Origin of the sequence: Brucella tritici (assembly GCF_902825325.1) — a bacterium.
In the GTDB taxonomy this organism is placed as follows: domain Bacteria; phylum Pseudomonadota; class Alphaproteobacteria; order Rhizobiales; family Rhizobiaceae; genus Brucella.
The window spans coordinates 1-17,830 of the sequence record NZ_CADEAR010000030.1 but is presented as its reverse complement, the minus strand read 5'-3'; the positions used below and the strand labels follow the sequence as shown (position 1 = coordinate 17,830).

The window sequence follows — 17,830 nt, the reverse complement described above, 5'->3', positions numbered from 1 at the left end:
GTCCGCTCCTATCAATGAAGGAGCTTATCTCGCGGCATCATTCACAAAAGAAAAGGTGGGATGTTCGTCGCGCTCACGATGTTTCGAAGTCGCGGCGCAAAACGCTTCCCGATTAGGGCGAAGAGCGCAAAAACATGATCGCTTGCGCCACCGGTATCGGTAAAATGCTCTTCGATCTCCAGAGTCGTGTCGTGATCGAATAGACCGTCGAGGACATAGACGGGCACAGTTACGTTAACTTTGGCGCAAGCATAAGCTGCGAAAATAGGCCATGATCGAATCTCGTTCCTCACTTTATCACCGCCATCGTTTTCCTGCTGAGATCATCGCCGAGGCTGTATGTTTGTATTATCGCTTTCCTCTCAGCTTTCGCATGGTCGAAGATATGCTGGCTTACCGTGGGATCATTGTTACTCACAAGACGGTGCATGAATGGGCGGAGAAGTTTGGACGTGAATATGCCAATACGATCCGTCGTCGCACCCCACGCCTTGGTGATAAATGGCACCTTGATGAAATGGTCATCACCATCAAAGGTGAGAAGCACTTTCTGTGGCGCGCCGTTGATCAGGATGGCTTTGTACTCGATGTTCTTGTTCAGAAGCGCCGCAATACCAAGGCTGCCAAGCGTTTCATGCGTAAACTTCTACGCGGCCAGGGCTGTTCAGCCCGTGTCATGATCAGCGATAAGCTGAGATCTTATGGTGCTGCCAAACGAGAACTGGGGATGAGCGTTTGCGAGCATCGTCAGCACAAAGGCTTGAACAACCGCGCTGAGAATTCGCACCAGCCCATCCGACGACGAGAGCGGGTCATGAAGCGCTTTAAATCAGCGCGACACGTGCAACGCTTCACATCCATTCACGACCCGGTCTACAATCTCCACTACTTTCCCCGCAACCTTCTCACCTCAGCAGACCATCGCGAGCTGCGTCAGACCGCCACGAGTATGTGGCGTGAAATCGCATGCCTGAAAGCTGCATAATTTCAGCACCATAGACAAAAGTGCGAACTTGCTCAGGTTAACGTAACAGTGCCGGATGGTGTCATAACTGCAAGCGTCTAGAATGGAAGGCTTCATTCAGTCTGCTATTTCACCCCTTCTCCACCAGGCCGGATAAATCTATCGGTACTATACTCATAGGTGGCACGTACCTGCCTTAACAAAACTATAGCCTTTTATGCAATTTCAAACAATAAAATGAAATAGCCATAACAAATAACCCCATAAATACAAAGACGGATGATATATTAAGGTAGATCAGTATAATTGCAAAAATTGCTGATGGGACAATCTGGGCTATGTCGCGATATGTATTGTAAAGTGGGACCATTTTTATTCTTTGATGCGGGCGCACAGCCCGCAAAAATGGCGCATTTCCCCCACTATCGACAGCGCTGATAGCAAGTGCTCCACCGATTAAGGATGCTACAGCCCAGTACGGATGATCTATTCCTAAAATTCCAGCGGTCACTGTGAACACACCACACATCAGGTAACCGTAGAAAAAGGTAAGACGAAGCCCGTATCTGCGCGATATAATCTGCCAGAACGGTGCCAGAATTAGGGTACCTGCACCCAATGCAATAATTGGGCCGACTGACGCACTGCTAAATCCGGCCATTACAACAAATACCGGCGTATAGACTGTATATACTTGCCACCAGGATGACCTGCTTACAGCCAGGAGCCAGGCTAATACAAGGCGGGGCTGTGATTTGAAAAGGACGAGGTCTTTAAAGCCCGGCATGGCAAGTTGGACAGCCGGTTGAATTTTTGCTGCCCATGGTATCAGCAACTTAAGCAATAAGGGCACACAAATTGCGCAAACGCCACTGAGCATGATTGGCAGCCACAGGATATCTTTGTGGATTGCCCAGCCACACAATAATGGTCCTGCAAGATAAGTGAAACCAGAAAACAAAACCCGACGAGATTCAAAAAAAGACAGATCGCGGCGCGGTATAATCTGAGTAGTATAAATATTGATCGCACTCTCAAAGAGAGTGAACATCAGGAACTGAAATAACAGCCCTGGAAACAGAAACCAAATATTGTTAGCAAGAAACGATACTGCGGAGAGAACACCGAATAATGCTGCCATTATTAATGAGCGCCATAATCCGATAGATGAAATAATTCTGGGAAGAAACAGACTGAAGGCAAGGCATATCAGACTCACTGAAAGATAAAGAGTGCTGATATAATTGGCGTGACCAAGAAATTTTAAAGCAAGAATAGGAATAGCTGCCACGATAGCAGTTCGTGCCAGCACCATAATTGCATATATGAAAGACAAGCTCAATTGCGGTGAACAAGGAGCAGATTGATTAATTATGGCACGCCTCCGTACCGTTAGATTAGTGGATCGGGCGCTGATTTCTCGCTTACACGAAAAATTTTTTCAGCGCCACGATCCTCGCTGACCAGTATCTGCCGGGGGGATGGCAGCGCTGGTCAGCGAATGGTTAAAGTTTGTCAGACGGTTTCGCCCATCAAACGATCCCGCAAAGACAACATATCGGAACAGACCTGTTCCAGGTCTTTTGCATCAAACCCGTCAGCATATTGGAAATTTTCTTCTTCCAGCAGAGACTTAAGTTTGCCGCGATATCGAACTGTTTCACCTTCAACAACGAGGCCATTCTTTTCTTCGAAGCCTGAATTCCATTCAATCGCTTCTTCCCGCGTGATGGAAGCAGGGAGGTCAAGAACCAGCTCGTTATTGTCCAGACGCACAGGATATCCACCGGGCAAGCCATCCGGACCTGGAGCATGTCCACGCCACGCGGTTCCTGCGGCCAGTGCGAGAATGAGAGTCACACCGGATGCCCCTGAAATTTCAATGGCGGGTTCAGGTGTCAGCTGGCACTGTCTGAACGTTTCAAAGACATTATCCAGTTTTTCTTCACCAACATAAACAAGAGGAGCAACAGCCCCTGCTCGTTCTTCCGGTGGCTTACGCCATGCGGCAAGGCACTGATAATGCGCAATTACACGCAATGGATCAGATTCTGAATGTTCATAAGCACCATCAAATACATTAGACAGAATAGCGACATTGCCAGTGCCGCAAAGTACATCATGTCCCATCGCTTTGATGACGCCATTGACCACATCCGGGAAAGAGCAGTTAATCAACAAAGGACGGTTCTTACGACCGGAGATTGCTGCCGCCATGCGTGACGAAATCAGCGACTGAAACACAGCCGTTGCGCTCAATCCGCCTTCGGCTACCAGCTGGGTCCAGCGATTGCCTTTATCGGAAATCACGGTTGAAGTTTGAATAGACGCAGCCTGCACCACGATACGCGGATTGCATTCGTCAAGCAGCCAGTCACTGGCACCATCTGCAACCATGTCAACTTCGATAGTTGAAAACCGCGCCGGCGTTGAAAACATCGCTGCGCGTGCATTACCAGCAGTTTTCAGCCAGTTAAGGCGCATTTTATTCCTGCCGGCAATCACAACATTGACCGGTGTTTTTGCAGTGGATGCGATGTCCAGAGCAATTCGCCCTGCAAACATTCCCGTACCCGTAATCAGAACATCACAGCTCATATTGCTTTACCTTTCACCTTTTGAGGTGCCTCCCAACGATTATCCGGACTTACATCCAGAAGATGTTTCTGAATTCTCTGGCTTGGTGTTCTGGGGAAACCTTCAACCAAAGAAATAAATCTCGGCCGCTGAAATGGAGCCAGCTGACTTGAAAGCCATGTCCATATTTCAAGCGGATCCGGGTTTGCGCCAGCGCGCGGTTCGATGAAGAGATGAATGTCATATTCGCCAATTTCGGCTTTGACACCCACCAAAGCTGACTCTTCAACATCCGGATGGCGATTAGCGACACTTTCGACTTCAAACGCAGAAACATTTTCGCCTTTACAACGAATAGAATCTCCTGTGCGCCCATGGAAATAAAGATGGCCATCTTCATCCCAGGAACCGAGGTCACCCGTATAGAAACCGTCAGCTTTCACTGCTTTGGCAGTTGCTTCAGCGTTGCGGTAATAGCCTGCGGTAATAGCTCCGGGTAATGTAGTCGAAACTACAATTTCACCCTTCCCTTCACCAGGCCCAAGCGCCTTGCCATTCTCGTCAATCAGCCGCACGTTAAAATAAGGCAGGGGCCGGCCAACAGATCCCACAACGTTTTCAGCATTATATGTGGTCAGGGATGAGCATTCAGTCATTCCGTAACATTCACGGATCTGAACACCAAAGCGTTCTTCAAAAGCACGCCAGACTGAGGGAGCGCAGCCCCCTCCCCATGCCACACGCACATTGTGGTTACGGTCAAACGGACTTTCAGGCTGCTTCAGCAGGATCTGAATAATACCACCCAAATGATGAATATGTGTACAGCCGGTCTCACTGACCTGACGCCAGAATTGAGAGCCACTGAACCGCTCGGTCATGGTGAGGGTAATGTCATGAAAGAGTGGTAGCAGTATCACCTGCGCGCCGCCGATATGATAGAAGGGCTCCCACATAAAGAACTTGTCGCCAGGCTTGAGATCTGTGCAAAGAGCCACGGAATGACAAGCAAGTTCCAGCATCATATGGGTGACCATCACACCCTTTGCCGGTCCGGTGGTGCCGGAAGTGAACATGATTGCTGCCAGATCCTGTGGCTCTGGCAAATCTACAGCAGGTGCGTCGCCAGTATATTCAGGAAAGGAAGTATCCGCCACAACCTGAACTGTTGTACCGGTAAGCTCAGCACTGGCACGTATTGTTTCAGCGACAGAAGGCTCACAGAAAGCAAGCTTTGGCTCTGTTGTGCGGAATACATTATCCAGTGCGTTGCCCACCAGTGCCGGATTAACCGGCACCCATACTAATCCCCGACGCAATAGCGCAAAAATCATAGCCAGTGAGTATGGGCTATTTGGCATCATGACAACCACACGGTCGCCAGACTTAAGATCTTCTTTCGCTAATACGTGGCCAATAGCTTCAGACGCCTTGTAAAGGTCGTCAAAATTGCACAACTGGCCGTTCAGAGTCGCGTAAGTATTTTGCGCACTGCTTTGCGCGCGGTCCATAAATGACCGCACCAGTCCATGGATATGCATTTTGCATCCTTAGTATTCGTATTCAAAGAGGGAGGTTATCTTTGAATTATCTCTCGAGTTTACGCGCCAGGAGCAGGATTACCGTCACGATCAGAAGAACGATGACAGAGACTGCGGCAAGTGTTGGATTAAGCTGAAGGAACATGTCGTCCCACATCTGCTTTGGAAGCGTCGTTTTCAGTCCACCGGATACGAAGATCGCAATAGTCAGCTCGTCCAGTGAAGTAACGAAAGCAAACAAAGCAGCAGACAGAAGCCCACCACGCAATAGGGGAATGGTAATCAGACGCAAAACTGTCAGCTTGCCTGCGCCCATGGTTTCTGCCGCCTGATTAAGACGCCAATCGTAGTTTTTAAGCACCGACCCGATAGTGATGAACGCATATGGAAGCGCCAGGAGTGTGTGGCCGATTACCAGCCCCGTATCCGTCGCGACAAGACCGATCTGCGCCATCAGGTAAAACAGGCCAACCGCAATTACGATTCTGGGTACAATCATCGGCGCTAATATCAGACCAAAGATCAGACCATTCAGACGTGATGAACTGCGGGACAGAGCAAGTGCTGCCAGTCCACCCAATACCGTGGCGAAGAAAGCCGTAGCGAAGGCCACCCCAAAGGAACGCATCGTTGCGCTCATCCAGATTGCTGAGTTGAAATATTCTTCAAACCAACGCAGCGAGAACCCGGGAGGTGGGAAAGCAAGATTTCTGCCCGAGGTAAAGCTAAGTGGAATGACAATCAGGCCAGGCAGCATCAAAAAGCCGATAAGCAATACCACATAAATGGTTCTGAACGGACTGCCGCCTTCTTTCGGTGGGAAAAGACGATCCAGTGGGCGGAAAATCCGGGCCACAAGGGCAAGTATCCCATAACCCAGCTTACGCAGCGGATTGTCAGGCGACATTGCTTTCTTGCTTTGGACACCATTGCCGGAAGAAAGGGAAGACAGTCCAAAGAGCTTATTATAGATCCCTATAACCACAAGTGCTGCAACGACCAGCATTGTTGCAAGAACAGCAGCAAAGGGCCAGTTTACGATTTCCTGAACCTGAGTAATGATTGCCTGAGCAAGCATCGTCTGCTGACGTCCGCCAAGAAATGCCGGAACGATAAAGAAACCTAACGAAGTGATGAAGGTCAGCAGACCTGCCGCCACAACACCTGGCATTGAGAGCGGGAAATAGACCAGCCAGAAACGATCCGAACGACTGGCACCCATAGTGGAGGCAGCCAGAGTCAGACGGTTATCAATTCCAGTCATGACCGGCAACATAGAAAGGACGGCAAGCGGTATCATGGCATGAACCATACCGATCAACACGCCCAATTCATTATACATGAGATTGACCGGGCGATCAGCGACACCAGATCCAAGTAGGATTGAGTTGAAAACACCATTCTTGCCCAGCAGGATCATCCAGGCAAAGGTTTTCACCAGATATGACGTCCAGAAAGGCAGCAGAACAAGCATCAGCATGTTGCCACGCTTGCGATCTTCAAGGCTGGCAAGCCACATAGCAATCGGGTAGCCGAAAAGCACCGAGAAAATCGCAGTCAGCGCGGAAATTTCAAGCGTGATGCCCAAAATTCTCCAATAGAGCAGGCTGTCCCCAAGTCGCTCATAATTGACGAGCGAAAAGCTTCCCTCAGCATCATCCGTAAAGCTAAGCCCCAGAAGGCGGAACATAGGAAGCAAAAAGAAAACAGCAAGAAGCAGCAAAGCTGGTGCTGCGAGCCAGATCGCATCGGGTTTCCAGGTTTTTGCTGAGGTGTTCGTCATGATACGATCCTCGCAACAGATCGGTTCCAGTAGAGACGAATTCTATCGCCCACCGATGGAAGATTTGCTGCCAGCGGATCATGACGCACGCTGAACTGGCTGCCATCAGATAGCTTGACCAGCAGACGTACATCCGAACCGATATAGACCATATCCTCCAGAACACCCTCCAGACTATCCTGCTCGGCTGATTGAGGCTGGCCGACGAAAATCTGTTCTGGTCGAATGACAAGTGCAAGTACCTGACTTTGCTTATCGCGCGCAGTGAACTGGCCGGTGAAACTTCCCACGGATGTTTCAATAGTAGCGATATCAGCATTCGCAGAAGAGCGCTTGCCCTTGATAATATTGGATTGACCAATAAAGGAAGCTGCAAAGACAGTTTCAGGATTGAGATAGATCGATCGCGGCGGAGCAATCTGCTCAATCTGTGCATGATTCATGACGCAGATACGATCTGACATAACCAGTGCTTCTTCCTGATCATGTGTCACGTAGATAACTGTCGTGCCAAATTCCTGATGCAAACGACGGATCTCAAGCTGCATGTTTTCGCGCAGTGACTTATCCAGAGCACCCAGAGGCTCATCCATCAGAATGATTTTGGGGCGGTACACAAAACAACGGGCCAGTGCCACACGCTGCTGCTGCCCACCAGAAAGCTCGCGAGGGAACCGATGCCCAAATGCTCCAAGCTGAACTTTATCAAGTGTTTCTGTGACTTTTTTGCTGATATCTGAGTGGCTCATCCCACGCATTTTTAGCGGGAAAGCGATGTTCTCGGAAACAGTCATATGGGGGAACAAGGCATAATGCTGGAACACCATACCCATACCGCGTGCATTCACCGGGCGATATGTCCAGTCTTCGCCCTCGAAAAACATCTTCCCCGTCGTGGGCTCTACCAGACCCGAAATGATCTGTAGAAGAGTGGTTTTTCCTGACCCTGAAGGTCCGAGCAATGTGAGAAACTCTCCATCCATGATGGTAAGTTGGGTTGGCTTGAGCGCCGTGAAATCCCCATATTTTTTGGAGATGCCATCAAGCAAAAGTTTCTCAGAGCGGGCGTCCTCAGTCATTACTACTCCGTAGTCTGGTATCTTTTTAAAGCCGTATCAAGTTCAAGCAGTGTGCGGGCAGGAGCTGACGGGGGAGCCTGCGCTCTCCCGTCGTATGTTTACTCTACTGCAACAGCCAGCCATTGAAGCGTTCAGTCGCTGCATTGCGGTGCTCCAGCCAGTATGGGTCAGAGGCCAGCGTCATCTTGCTCAAATTCTGCGGAGCAGTTGGCAGGATCGCCGCACGCTCTGGCGGAATGAAGTCGTAGGCCTTCAGGTTGGTAGGACCATAGGCAACATAGGGTGTGAATTTTGCCTGTTGCTTCGCTTGTGCGCAGAATGCCACGAACTGACGTGCCAGATCGGCTTTCGGACAACCCTTAGGAACAACCCAGCCTTCGATTGAATAAAGACCCTGGTTCCAGACGATTTCAGCCGGCGTTCCATTGTCAATTGCAGCCTGGAAACGAGCATTCCAGCCAGCAATCATGTCAACTTCACCGCTTTCAAGAAGCTGTGTTGACTGCGCGCCACCGGTCCACCACACATCAATATGATCCTTGATCTCATCAAGCTTGCGGAAAGCACGATCGAGATCAAGAGGATAGAGATCCTTTGGATCAACGCCGTCAGCCAGCAAGGCGACTTCCAGCGTATCCAACGGGTTTTTACGCAGCGAACGACGACCGGGGAATTCTTCAACATTCCAGAAATCTGCCCAGCTTCCCGGCGCCTTCTCACAGGTTTCTTTATTAAAAGCGAGCACGGCTGAATAAACATCAGTTCCCAGCATGTTGGGATGAACCGCTTCTGGCATCACATCAACGACAGCCTCGGCAGGGATATTGAGCGGCTCAAGCAGACCTTCCCGCTCAAGGATAAGACGAGCTGAAAGCGTTGCCGTGCAGACATCCCAGATATACGAGCCGGTTTCAACGATGGATTTAAACTGCGCTGTAGGTTCCGCGTCACGAGCGACACCTTGAATCTCAATGCCTGTTTCGGCAGTGAAATCATCGTAGAATGCCGCACGATAGCCTTCTGCGAATGGCCCACCCGGATCTGCAACAACAAGACTCTCGCTGGCCCATGCCTTACGGTTGATCATGGGCATCGCCAATGCAACAGTCCCCCCAAGGAGTAACGTACGGCGGCTAATGTCAAATGAAGACTTTTTCATTTTATCCCCTGTTATAATTAGACGATTGCCCCTATTTGATCAGATCAGGCTGGAATTCCAGATGCCTATGGCGGAACCGTATCGTCTGTTGTTGTTATGACCCGCAAAATCAGGGCCTCTGAAATGCGGAGGCTTACGCCCCCGCCTTACGAGCTGCACGCACCGCAAAGAATTTTTCCATCATTGCCTGCGGTTCGCCGGTCGCGTAGGCTTCAGTCTGGATTACAACGCCACGCTCCATTGCGTTATCGAAACCATCCTGGGTTACTTCTGCAATCCGCTGGCGGTTAAGGCGCATTGCAACTGGTGGCAGCGAAGCCAGATGATTAGCTAGCTCCAGCGCTTCATCCTGGACTTTTACCTGATCAACCAGTCGCGAAATCAGACCAAAGGAATAAGCTTCTGCTGCATCAAGCATACGTCCGGTAAGCGTAAGATCTATCGTGCGGGAAAGACCGATCATTTCACGCATAATCCAGTTGCCGGTTACTGTTGGGATACCTGAATTGATTTCTGGCTGCCCCATAGTGACACCGGAATGAGCCACGCGCAGATCACACAACAGCGCGATCTGAAACGCCGAGCCTGCGGCAACACCATTCAATGCAGCTACGATTGGCTTGGAAGAATCGCGGAACAGCGAATAAAGAGCCTTCCATTCACCCATCCAGCCTTCAGTGCTGGAAGAATCAAATGTCTTACTTTCACTCAGATCCTGACCAGCACCAAAAGCGCGGTCACCTGCTCCTGTCAGAATCAATGCACGGATTTCATCATCCTGCTCAGCATCCTTGAGCGCCGCTATAAGCTGGTCGCGCATGGGCTTATTCCATGCGTTGAGCTTCTCTGGACGATTCAGTGTAATGCGACGAACCGCTCCGATTGTTTCCGTGAGAATAAAGCTGCTCAACTGCGCCTCCGTTATTGTAATGCAATAATAATTATTATATAGAAACAAGGAACGTGATCACCGTCAAGGAAAAGTTACGAAGAAACAGATTTTTCTGCTAATGATCGACGCAACAGCAGCAAGAATCTTGCTCTATTGAGTCCAGAATTGAGTTTTTGTTATTGACGTACAATCGTCGGATAGCACTGAAAGGGTGGCATTATGGTAGACAGCAAGAAAAAAGCGGATCCTTTAATGGTGCAATCCGTGGCGAAGGCCTTCAATATTCTTCGGTCTTTTGATCGTTATGATCCGGCCATGACTCTGTCTCAGCTTGCCCAAAAAGCGAATATAGACATCAGTACGGCACAAAGGTTTGCTCATACACTACAGCAGCTTGGCTATCTTAATAAACATCCGCAAAATCGCCAGTATGAGCTTTCGGTCAAGGCTCTGGATTTAGCCCACCACTTTATTGGAAGCTCTAAGCTGGTCGATAGAGCAATGCCAATATTGCAGCACCTAAGCAAACAAACAGAAGAAACGGTAAATCTTACAGTTCTTGATGGCAATGAAATTGTATTCGTAACAAGATTTTTAAGCAGACATCTTCTCAATACTGACGTTATTATAGGATCTCGCCTTCCGGCTTACTGCACTGCTCCGGGAAGGGCAATACTTTCACGCCTTCCGCGCGAAAAAGTAGCTGAAATATTAGAGTCTTCCAAGCTTTTAAGCTACACACGCGACACACCTACTGATCCGGATCGAATCATGGCGATGGTCGCTGAGGCTCGTGCCGCCGGTTTTGCTACAGCCTATGAAGAAATATATCACGCTGACGCTTCTATCGCAGCCCCTATTACTCATCCTAACGGTGATGTCCTGGGGTCTGTCAGCGTAGCCGTAACTCTCGCGCGTTACAAGCGTGAAGACGTGCCGGCAAAGTTTGCCAATCTGGTCATTGCTGCGGCTCACTCAATGTCTTTCAGTTAAAGTATGAAGGTTGCATGCATTTTTATTGACAAGTATGAAAGCTTAATCTTACCATTATGCCATAGTTATTATTGCATATCCATAACAGGGGCAATTACATGGGTGGAAGCCAGTTTCTTCCTATAAGAACGGATAAACAGCCGGATCTTATTATTCACTTCGATAACCACCCTGTACGAGCCTATCGAGGCGAGACTGTAATTTCGGCTTTGCTGCGCGAAAGCCAGCATTTGTCATTCTCAGAATTTGACGGTGCGCCAAGGGCGGGGTTCTGCCTTATGGGAGCATGCCAGGATTGCTCTGTCTGGACACAGGATGGGGAGCGGTTACGCGCATGTCGCTCGATAGTCGAAGAAGGGCAGAGGCTCTTGAGCCGCGCACCAATGCACGGGTTTTCAGCATGACCGCCAGACAGTTTGACTTGCCCCCGGTCATCATAGGCGCTGGTCCAGCCGGGCTTGCAGCCGCCAAAGCTTTTGTAGAAGCTGGCATAAGACCCATCATCCTTGAAGAGACGAATAATCCAGGCGGTCAGGGTACTCGCCGCCTTCATCCCAGTATTGAATCCTATGGCCATACGATATTTGGTCGTAAATATTACGAAAAAGCCTTACGTCGCCAAAACGAAGAAGACACCATTCTGAACCATTGCGACTATCGGCCCGGCACGATGGCCTGGGCCATATACGACAATGTAGTTTCGACTGTTTCCCAACGCCACCAACAGGAAATTCCTTATCAGCAGCTGCTTATTGCAATCGGTGCGACTGACCGTATTCTCGCTGTTGAGGGCTGGCAACTGGGCGGTGTATATTCTCTTGGGGGCGCGCAGGTTGCGCTGAAAACCCATGCGAGTTCGATCGGGAAGAAAATTGTTTTTGCGGGATCTTCACCGCTGCTTTATCTGGCTGCTGCGCAATATGTCCGGCTGGGATTTCGTGATGTAACGATTCTCGACACCACGACTCAGCACGCAAAGTACAAAGCCGCATTTCATATGGCGCGCTACTCATTAAAAACCTTATTTGAGGGTGTAAGCCTCATTAATGAGCTTAAATCCTGCGGTGTTAAAATATTCAACGGCGTCAGACTTACCAGGTTTGAAGGCAACGGCCATGTGGAAGCAGTCGTCTATGCGGATCAGAATGGTACAACACAACGGCTTGAATGTGATGCCATAGGATTTGGCTTTGGCCTGAAGCCAGAAACGCAATTGGCTGAACTTGCGGGAGCAAAAATCGAATTTGACCCACATTTCCGTCAATGGCTTCCACTCATATCCAATGATGGTCAGGCGCGTGATGATCTTTGGCTGGCTGGTGATTGCGTGGCTATCGGCGGTGCAGAAGCAGCAGATGCTTCGGGCAGGCTAGCAGCTCTTACCATGCTGAAGCAGATGGGCAAGCCAACGGATCAGCGCGAGTTTCAGAGTCTTGCAAAAAAAGTCAGTCGATTGCGCAATTTTCAACGCGCTATGGCGAGCGCATTCCGCTGGCCGCACGAAAATGCAGCCTTATTGTCGGATCAAACATATGTCTGTCGCTGTGAAAGAGTAACCGTAGGTGAAATCCGCAAAACTGTGGAAGCAGACATTGCTCACACTGAAGTTAATCGTATTAAAGCCATCACGCGTTGTGGAATGGGAAGATGCCAGGGCCGCTATTGTAACCAGACTTTGCAGGAACTCGCCGTTTGCAGCTCTGGTAAATCGCCTGAGGCCACAGGAAGATTAAGGGCACAAGCGCCGTTTCGCCCAATGCCGGTGGGCGTATCTGAAAGCTTTCTGAATAAGCAGGAACAGGAAAATGGATAAAAAGCACGACGCCATCGTTGTTGGTGGCGGGCTTTTCGGAGTCTGCACTGCATATTTTCTTGCTAAAGCCGGACAAAGCGTACTGCTTATCGAAAGCGGTTTTATCGGCGCCGCTTCCAGTGGTGCAAATTTCGGTGGATTGCGATTACAGGGACGTGCGCTTGAGCAATATCCGCTGTCTTTGTTAGCGCAGGAATATTGGGAAGGTTTCGAACAGGAGTTCGGATCACCCTGCGAATATGAGCGAAATGGTATGATTTATTTCGCACACAATGAAAAAAGCCGCGAAAAGCTTTTTTACTACGCCAGCAACTCACGTCAGTGTGGACTGTCGATTGATCTCTGGGAAGGTGAAGCATTGCGCAAGAACCTCCCCTGGCTGAGTAGCGATGCACTTGTTGCTTCTTATTCTCCAGCCTGCGCCGTCGCCAACCCGCGTCTCGCCACGCCAGCTATAGCGCGAGCATTTAAACAACGTGGCGGCTCAATTATAGAAAACTGCCCAATTACGCAGATTCAAAAAACTGCTGCGGGTTTCGAGCTGACCAGTTCCAATGGCCAAAGGTTCTTGTCAGAAGTAGTTGTGAATGCCGCTGGAGGCTGGGCTGACAGGATAGCAGAAAGCTTTGGCGAAACCGTACCTCTGTTTCGCGCGGGCCCACCGCAATTCGTAACCGAACCCCTCCCTTACGTACTTAAACCTTCCGTTTATAGTATCGACGGCGATCTTATTATCAGACAAATTTCACGTGGTAATTTCATCTTCGCCGGCTACCCGCGAACCATGTCAAATGAAGATGGCAAACATACATTTGTGCCACCAGCTAAAACACTCAATGGCATGCGGGCAATCGGCCGTTACATGCCAGCGCTCAATAATGCAGAAATCATTCGCGTCTGGTCTGGCGTGGAGGCTTATCTGCCAGACATGCTTCCGATAGTAAGCCCATCAGAAACCACCCCGGGACTGTATCACGCATTCGGTGGCAGTGGCGGTGGTTTCCAGATTGGCCCAGCCGTTGGCCTTTGTTTAACCAATCTGATTTTAGGACGGGATAACCAGGTTTCAATCGAGCCTTATCGCATTTCCCGTTTCAAATCGGACATCAAGACAAGCGATAAACTAAAATCAGAATTCGACATTGTTCAGCCTGGAAGCGGGCGACGTGCGGGGGGAGCCGCTTGATATGGAGCAAAACAAAACGGGCGGCAATCAGACAATATGTGTGATTGGCGGGGGGCTTTTGGGCCTGTTCTCCGCTCTTACATTGCAAGAGCAGGGAAAAAACGTCTGCCTTATTGAGCGCGATGAAGTCGGTGGCAGACAGGGCGCATCTTTTGGTAATGGCTGCTGGATTAATGCAGGCGCTATTATGCCTATTTCTGTTCCCGGCCTCTGGAAAGAAGTGCCTGGCTATCTGCTGGACAAGAATGGTCCATTTACCATACGTTGGCGGCATCTTCCCTCATTGACGGGATGGCTTCTGCGTTTCCTCTGGGCGGGACGCAACTGGCAAAAAATTGAAGAGCAGATCGTAGAACGCTTACCTTTGCTGGATGATCCGGTGGGTCAATATCAGCATTTTGCAAAAGCAGCCGGCGTTGAGCATCTGATTCTTGCAACCGGCACCATGTATATCTACCGCAATCGCAAGGAGCTCGAGGCTGACAGCAAGGGCTGGGAACTGCGCAGAAAGCACAATATCCGCGTTCGTCTCCTGGAAGCCGATGAGTTGAGGCATCTCGAACCCGCCCTCTCCTCTGATTATCGCTATGGGATGATGATTGAGGATGCAGCGACGCTGGCCAACCCATCCGAATACTGTCGTGCAATTGGAGAGCTTTTCAAATCTCGTGGCGGCAGGATTATACAGGCAGAAGTCAAAGGATTTAAGCTTAGCGGCAAAAAACTGACCGCAGTTAAAACCAGCTGTGGCGATATTGTATGTAATCAGGCTGTTATTGCCGCAGGTGCATGGTCCAAAACGCTTGCAGCACAGCTGGGTGATAAAATTCCGCTAATCTCCGAAAGAGGCTATCACATCACGATTAAGGATCCCGGCTTTACAGTCAATCATGGCATAATGCATGCGGAAGGCAAAATGGCGATAGTTCCTACGTCAACCGGATTGCGACTTGCCGGTCAGGTTGAACTAGCGAGCCTGGATGCCCCTCCACGCTGGGAGCGCTCACAAATTTTGCAATCCTATGCCAAACGCGCCTTTCCATTACTCAAGCAGCGGGCTGATCAGGGTGAGCACGATGTTTGGATGGGTCACCGGCCTTCTACCCCTGACAGCATGCCAGTGATCGACAGATCGAGTGCCTGCCCGGATATTGTCTATGCATTCGGGCATGGGCACACTGGTGTTTCGATGGCTCCCGCAACCGCAAAAATGGTTGGCCAACTGCTTACAAATCCTCAGTATGCGGATCCGGCACTAAAACCTTTTTCAGCAAAGAGATTTTAATGACACAAGATCTTCTTTATCTGTCCCGTGCGCAAGTCGAGCAACTCGCGCCAGAAAGAAGCGAGTTGCGCGACGCGATCGCCGAAGCTGTACGGGCTACAGCAGCCGGGCAACTCAAATTTGAACCGAAAACAACACTGGCCTATGCGACAGGCCACAGTTTTCAATGCATGCCCGCCCTGACCAGTGACTCTACAGGCAAGGGAGTTGCTACTATCAAATGGGTTTCAGTGGTCCCATCAACTCCAGGATCAAAACTTGATAATATCCATTCGCTCATCTGCGTTAATGACCTTGAAACAGGCCAGCCGCTGGCGATTATGGATGGCAATTACATAACACTCGTGAGAACTGCTGCAATTTCTGCACTTGCAGCGCAATACATGTACAGATCCAATCCTGTTTCCATTGGTTTCATTGGTTGCGGCCAACAAGCTCGTGAACATCTTCTCGCATTTCGCGATCTCTACCCATCTTTAGAACAGGTTTTTTGCTTTAGCCGCAGTGAGCAATCAGCGAGGAAAATTGCAGATTTTGCCGCCAATCGGTCCATGAAAGCCCAGGTTTCTCACCATCCTGATGAAGTACTGGAAACTTGCGATATTGTTATCAGCACAGTGCCTGCTGCCGCTGGACTTAAGCCCTATCTGGATGGTCGCAAACTAAAACCCAATGCACTCGCAGTCATGGTTGATCTGGGTCGCAGCTGGATTGCAGAAGGATTTAATGGATTTGATTTCATTGCCACAGACAGCCTGAAGCAGAGCAAACATCCATATGATGTTGAGGGCAACGAAATAAAATCAGTTCAGGTCGCAATGGATCTTGAGAGTTTGATAAATCACCCTCTCGATGATCACGGAAGAAAAGCCTTTTTCTTTAAGGGCATTGCTTCGGGGGATCTCGCTGTTGCTGCCCTTATATATGAGCGCGCAGTCAGCGAAAAAACGGGCGTTTTGCTGGCCCGCTAAGATGGGCCATACTCTGTGAAGCAAGCAACAGCTTGCATGCAATTATAATGATAACGGCCACCGGAGTGGTGGCTGACTGCATATCAGGCGTGAGTAGTATTATCGAGCCTGTCGATCAGACTGACTAACTCTGGTTCATCGACCAGAAGCCGCGCTTCTTTTGGGGTGAGCCAGTTTCGCTGCCGCTCATCCTGTTCTGGCCAGTGTCGTAGTTCATTCTGAACATGGAGCGGATAGACCCAGACCTTAATGGGTACGAAAGCATCCTTAAGACGGACGTTGGTGCACGGATCCATTGCGTGTTTACCGAACTTACAGAAACCAGCTTTATGAGTTGCGCATTTGATCTATGGGATCGCGCTCATGCCATTCAAACACAACGCTGCTCGCCGTCACCGAATACCGTTGCAGAGGTTCAGAGTTAAAAACTGGCGTGAATATGATAGTGGTTTACGACAGCGTGGCAGTATTACGTTTTGGATCAGCGATACGGCAATTACAGGCTGGTTGGCACCGCGCCGGACAACACCAGGTGGCCAATCTGTCTATTCTGATCTGGCAATCGAAACGTCTTTGATGTGCGGGATCGTCTTCCATCAACCTTTGCGCCAAACCGAAGGCTTGATGTCATCGCTGTTTGATTTGATGGGCATTGATCTACCGGTTCCTGATCATACGACATTAAGCAGGGGCTGTACCAGCTTGTCACTTTCGAAGGCAGAGGTGGTTCGGGAAATCTGGACAGCGGAGATAAGTGGAATTTCTGCCTGACTTCGGCTTAGATGCCGAGAACAGGAGATACCATGACGAGACGACCACGCCGGAACCACAGCCCGGCTTTCAAGGCAAAGGTGGCGCTTGCCGCCATTCGAGGCGAGCAGACACTGGTGGAATTGTCCCAGCAGTTCGACGTGCATGCCAACCAGATTAAGCAGTGGAAAGACCAGCTCCTTGAGGGGGCGACCGGCGTTTTCGGTGATGAGAACAAGGCGGAACCGACAGGGCCAACCGTTGATGTCAAAACGCTTCATGCCAAAATCGGCGAACTGACGCTGGAGAACGATTTTTTGTCCGGTGCGCTCGGCAAGGCGGGATTGCTGGGCGGAAAAAAATGATTGACCGCGCGCACAAGCTGTCGGTTGCAAGGCAGGCCCGGCTTCTCGGCTTCAGCCGTAGCAGCGTCTACTATTCTCCACGATCAGTGTCGGACAGCGATCTGGCTTTGATGCGGCGGATCGACGAACTGCATCTCGACTACCCTTTTGCCGGAAGTCGGATGTTGCAAGGGCTTTTGAGAGGAGAAGGGCTGGAAACTGGGCGGCTTCATATCGCAACGCTGATGAAAAAGATGGGCATTGAGGCAATCTATCGCCGCCCGAACACCTCGAAGCCAGCGCCAGGGCACAAAATCTATCCCTATCTCCTGCGCAAGCTGGCGGTCACCCGGCCCAACCAGGTGTGGGCAATGGATCTGACCTATATCCCCATGGCGCGTGGTTTTGTCTATCTCTGGGGTCGGAACAAGATCAGTCATAAATCGTACGCTAAGCCCGAACGAACAATGAACTTGCGGTCAGTTCGGTTTGG

The 17,830-nt window shown here is 50.0% G+C and carries 14 protein-coding genes and 3 pseudogenes; 9 read left to right on the top strand and 8 right to left on the bottom strand.

The genetic code is table 11. From position 1 onward, the window contains the following. Positions 1-77: 77 nt before the first annotated feature. A pseudogene (locus HWX93_RS21350) lies at positions 78-218 on the bottom strand (Tn3 family transposase); the annotation flags it as partial. Positions 219-271: 53 nt separating this feature from the next. On the opposite strand from HWX93_RS21350, the gene HWX93_RS21345 reads away from it, so the two are divergent. Further along, positions 272-985 (top strand): IS6 family transposase, encoded by a 714-nt coding sequence (locus HWX93_RS21345; RefSeq protein ID WP_176038665.1) that lies wholly within the window; start codon positions 272-274, stop codon positions 983-985. Between the two features lie 184 nt (positions 986-1,169). On the opposite strand, the gene HWX93_RS21340 is transcribed toward HWX93_RS21345, so the two are convergent. From HWX93_RS21340 to HWX93_RS21310, 7 genes are all read right to left on the bottom strand, one after another. Beyond that, positions 1,170-2,300, bottom strand: coding sequence for an MFS transporter (locus HWX93_RS21340; RefSeq protein WP_328700195.1), 1,131 nt, complete (start codon positions 2,298-2,300; stop codon positions 1,170-1,172). 179 nt (positions 2,301-2,479) lie between these two features. Then, positions 2,480-3,562: a hypothetical protein gene (locus tag HWX93_RS21335; RefSeq protein WP_176038663.1), complete on the bottom strand. Its 1,083-nt coding sequence runs from the start codon at positions 3,560-3,562 to the stop codon at positions 2,480-2,482. Further along, a complete protein-coding gene (locus HWX93_RS21330; protein WP_176038662.1) occupies positions 3,559-5,082 on the bottom strand; it encodes a class I adenylate-forming enzyme family protein in 1,524 nt (507 codons plus the stop codon). The genes HWX93_RS21335 and HWX93_RS21330 overlap by 4 nt, the downstream gene beginning before the upstream one ends. A gap of 46 nt (positions 5,083-5,128) precedes the next feature. Continuing rightward, positions 5,129-6,865 carry an ABC transporter permease subunit gene (locus HWX93_RS21325; RefSeq protein WP_176038661.1) on the bottom strand — a complete coding sequence of 579 codons (1,737 nt, stop codon included), beginning with the start codon at positions 6,863-6,865 and terminating at the stop codon, positions 5,129-5,131. After that, entirely contained in the window at positions 6,862-7,944 is a 1,083-nt protein-coding gene (locus tag HWX93_RS21320) for an ABC transporter ATP-binding protein (RefSeq protein ID WP_176038660.1), read from the bottom strand. Before HWX93_RS21320 ends, HWX93_RS21325 begins: the two co-directional genes overlap by 4 nt. Before the next feature lie 103 nt (positions 7,945-8,047). Next, positions 8,048-9,031 carry an ABC transporter substrate-binding protein gene (locus HWX93_RS21315; RefSeq protein ID WP_235969179.1) on the bottom strand — a complete coding sequence of 328 codons (984 nt, stop codon included), beginning with the start codon at positions 9,029-9,031 and terminating at the stop codon, positions 8,048-8,050. A 205-nt stretch (positions 9,032-9,236) separates the two neighbouring features. Further along, complete coding sequence (locus HWX93_RS21310; protein WP_176038658.1) at positions 9,237-10,013, bottom strand: enoyl-CoA hydratase/isomerase family protein; 777 nt, start codon at positions 10,011-10,013, stop codon at positions 9,237-9,239. Positions 10,014-10,214: 201 nt separating this feature from the next. On the opposite strand from HWX93_RS21310, the gene HWX93_RS21305 reads away from it, so the two are divergent. The 8 genes and pseudogenes from HWX93_RS21305 to HWX93_RS21270 all read left to right on the top strand — a co-directional run. Next, positions 10,215-10,988 (top strand): IclR family transcriptional regulator, encoded by a 774-nt coding sequence (locus tag HWX93_RS21305; protein ID WP_235969178.1) that lies wholly within the window; start codon positions 10,215-10,217, stop codon positions 10,986-10,988. Between the two features lie 98 nt (positions 10,989-11,086). Continuing rightward, positions 11,087-11,392, top strand: coding sequence for a (2Fe-2S)-binding protein (locus HWX93_RS21300; protein ID WP_176038657.1), 306 nt, complete (start codon positions 11,087-11,089; stop codon positions 11,390-11,392). Continuing rightward, positions 11,323-12,801 (top strand): NAD(P)/FAD-dependent oxidoreductase, encoded by a 1,479-nt coding sequence (locus HWX93_RS21295; protein ID WP_235969177.1) that lies wholly within the window; start codon positions 11,323-11,325, stop codon positions 12,799-12,801. Before HWX93_RS21300 ends, HWX93_RS21295 begins: the two co-directional genes overlap by 70 nt. Next, on the top strand, positions 12,794-13,987 hold the full coding sequence (locus HWX93_RS21290) for an NAD(P)/FAD-dependent oxidoreductase (protein ID WP_176038655.1): 1,194 nt from the start codon (positions 12,794-12,796) through the stop codon (positions 13,985-13,987). The genes HWX93_RS21295 and HWX93_RS21290 overlap by 8 nt, the downstream gene beginning before the upstream one ends. A 1-nt stretch (position 13,988) precedes the next feature. Then, on the top strand, positions 13,989-15,272 hold the full coding sequence (locus tag HWX93_RS21285; RefSeq protein WP_176038654.1) for an NAD(P)/FAD-dependent oxidoreductase: 1,284 nt from the start codon (positions 13,989-13,991) through the stop codon (positions 15,270-15,272). Beyond that, entirely contained in the window at positions 15,272-16,243 is a 972-nt protein-coding gene (locus HWX93_RS21280) for an ornithine cyclodeaminase family protein (protein WP_176038653.1), read from the top strand. Before HWX93_RS21285 ends, HWX93_RS21280 begins: the two co-directional genes overlap by 1 nt. A gap of 363 nt (positions 16,244-16,606) precedes the next feature. After that, a pseudogene (locus HWX93_RS21275) lies at positions 16,607-16,957 on the top strand (transposase); the annotation flags it as partial. 89 nt (positions 16,958-17,046) lie between these two features. Then, a pseudogene (locus tag HWX93_RS21270) lies at positions 17,047-17,753 on the top strand (IS3 family transposase); the annotation flags it as partial. Between the last annotated feature and the right edge of the window lie 77 nt (positions 17,754-17,830).

What these genes read in the sequence shown, in the direction of transcription:
- HWX93_RS21345 (WP_176038665.1), top strand. Translation starts at nt 272, where the DNA reads ATGATCGAATCTCGTTCCTCACTTTATCACCGCCATCGTTTTCCTGCT.
- HWX93_RS21335 (WP_176038663.1), bottom strand. Translation starts at nt 3,562, where the DNA reads ATGAGCTGTGATGTTCTGATTACGGGTACGGGAATGTTTGCAGGGCGA.
- HWX93_RS21330 (WP_176038662.1), bottom strand. Translation starts at nt 5,082, where the DNA reads ATGCATATCCATGGACTGGTGCGGTCATTTATGGACCGCGCGCAAAGC.
- HWX93_RS21325 (WP_176038661.1), bottom strand. Translation starts at nt 6,865, where the DNA reads ATGACGAACACCTCAGCAAAAACCTGGAAACCCGATGCGATCTGGCTC.
- HWX93_RS21320 (WP_176038660.1), bottom strand. Translation starts at nt 7,944, where the DNA reads ATGACTGAGGACGCCCGCTCTGAGAAACTTTTGCTTGATGGCATCTCC.
- HWX93_RS21315 (WP_235969179.1), bottom strand. Translation starts at nt 9,031, where the DNA reads ATGATCAACCGTAAGGCATGGGCCAGCGAGAGTCTTGTTGTTGCAGAT.
- HWX93_RS21305 (WP_235969178.1), top strand. Translation starts at nt 10,215, where the DNA reads ATGGTAGACAGCAAGAAAAAAGCGGATCCTTTAATGGTGCAATCCGTG.
- HWX93_RS21300 (WP_176038657.1), top strand. Translation starts at nt 11,087, where the DNA reads ATGGGTGGAAGCCAGTTTCTTCCTATAAGAACGGATAAACAGCCGGAT.
- HWX93_RS21295 (WP_235969177.1), top strand. Translation starts at nt 11,323, where the DNA reads ATGTCGCTCGATAGTCGAAGAAGGGCAGAGGCTCTTGAGCCGCGCACC.
- HWX93_RS21290 (WP_176038655.1), top strand. Translation starts at nt 12,794, where the DNA reads ATGGATAAAAAGCACGACGCCATCGTTGTTGGTGGCGGGCTTTTCGGA.
- HWX93_RS21285 (WP_176038654.1), top strand. Translation starts at nt 13,989, where the DNA reads ATGGAGCAAAACAAAACGGGCGGCAATCAGACAATATGTGTGATTGGC.
- HWX93_RS21280 (WP_176038653.1), top strand. Translation starts at nt 15,272, where the DNA reads ATGACACAAGATCTTCTTTATCTGTCCCGTGCGCAAGTCGAGCAACTC.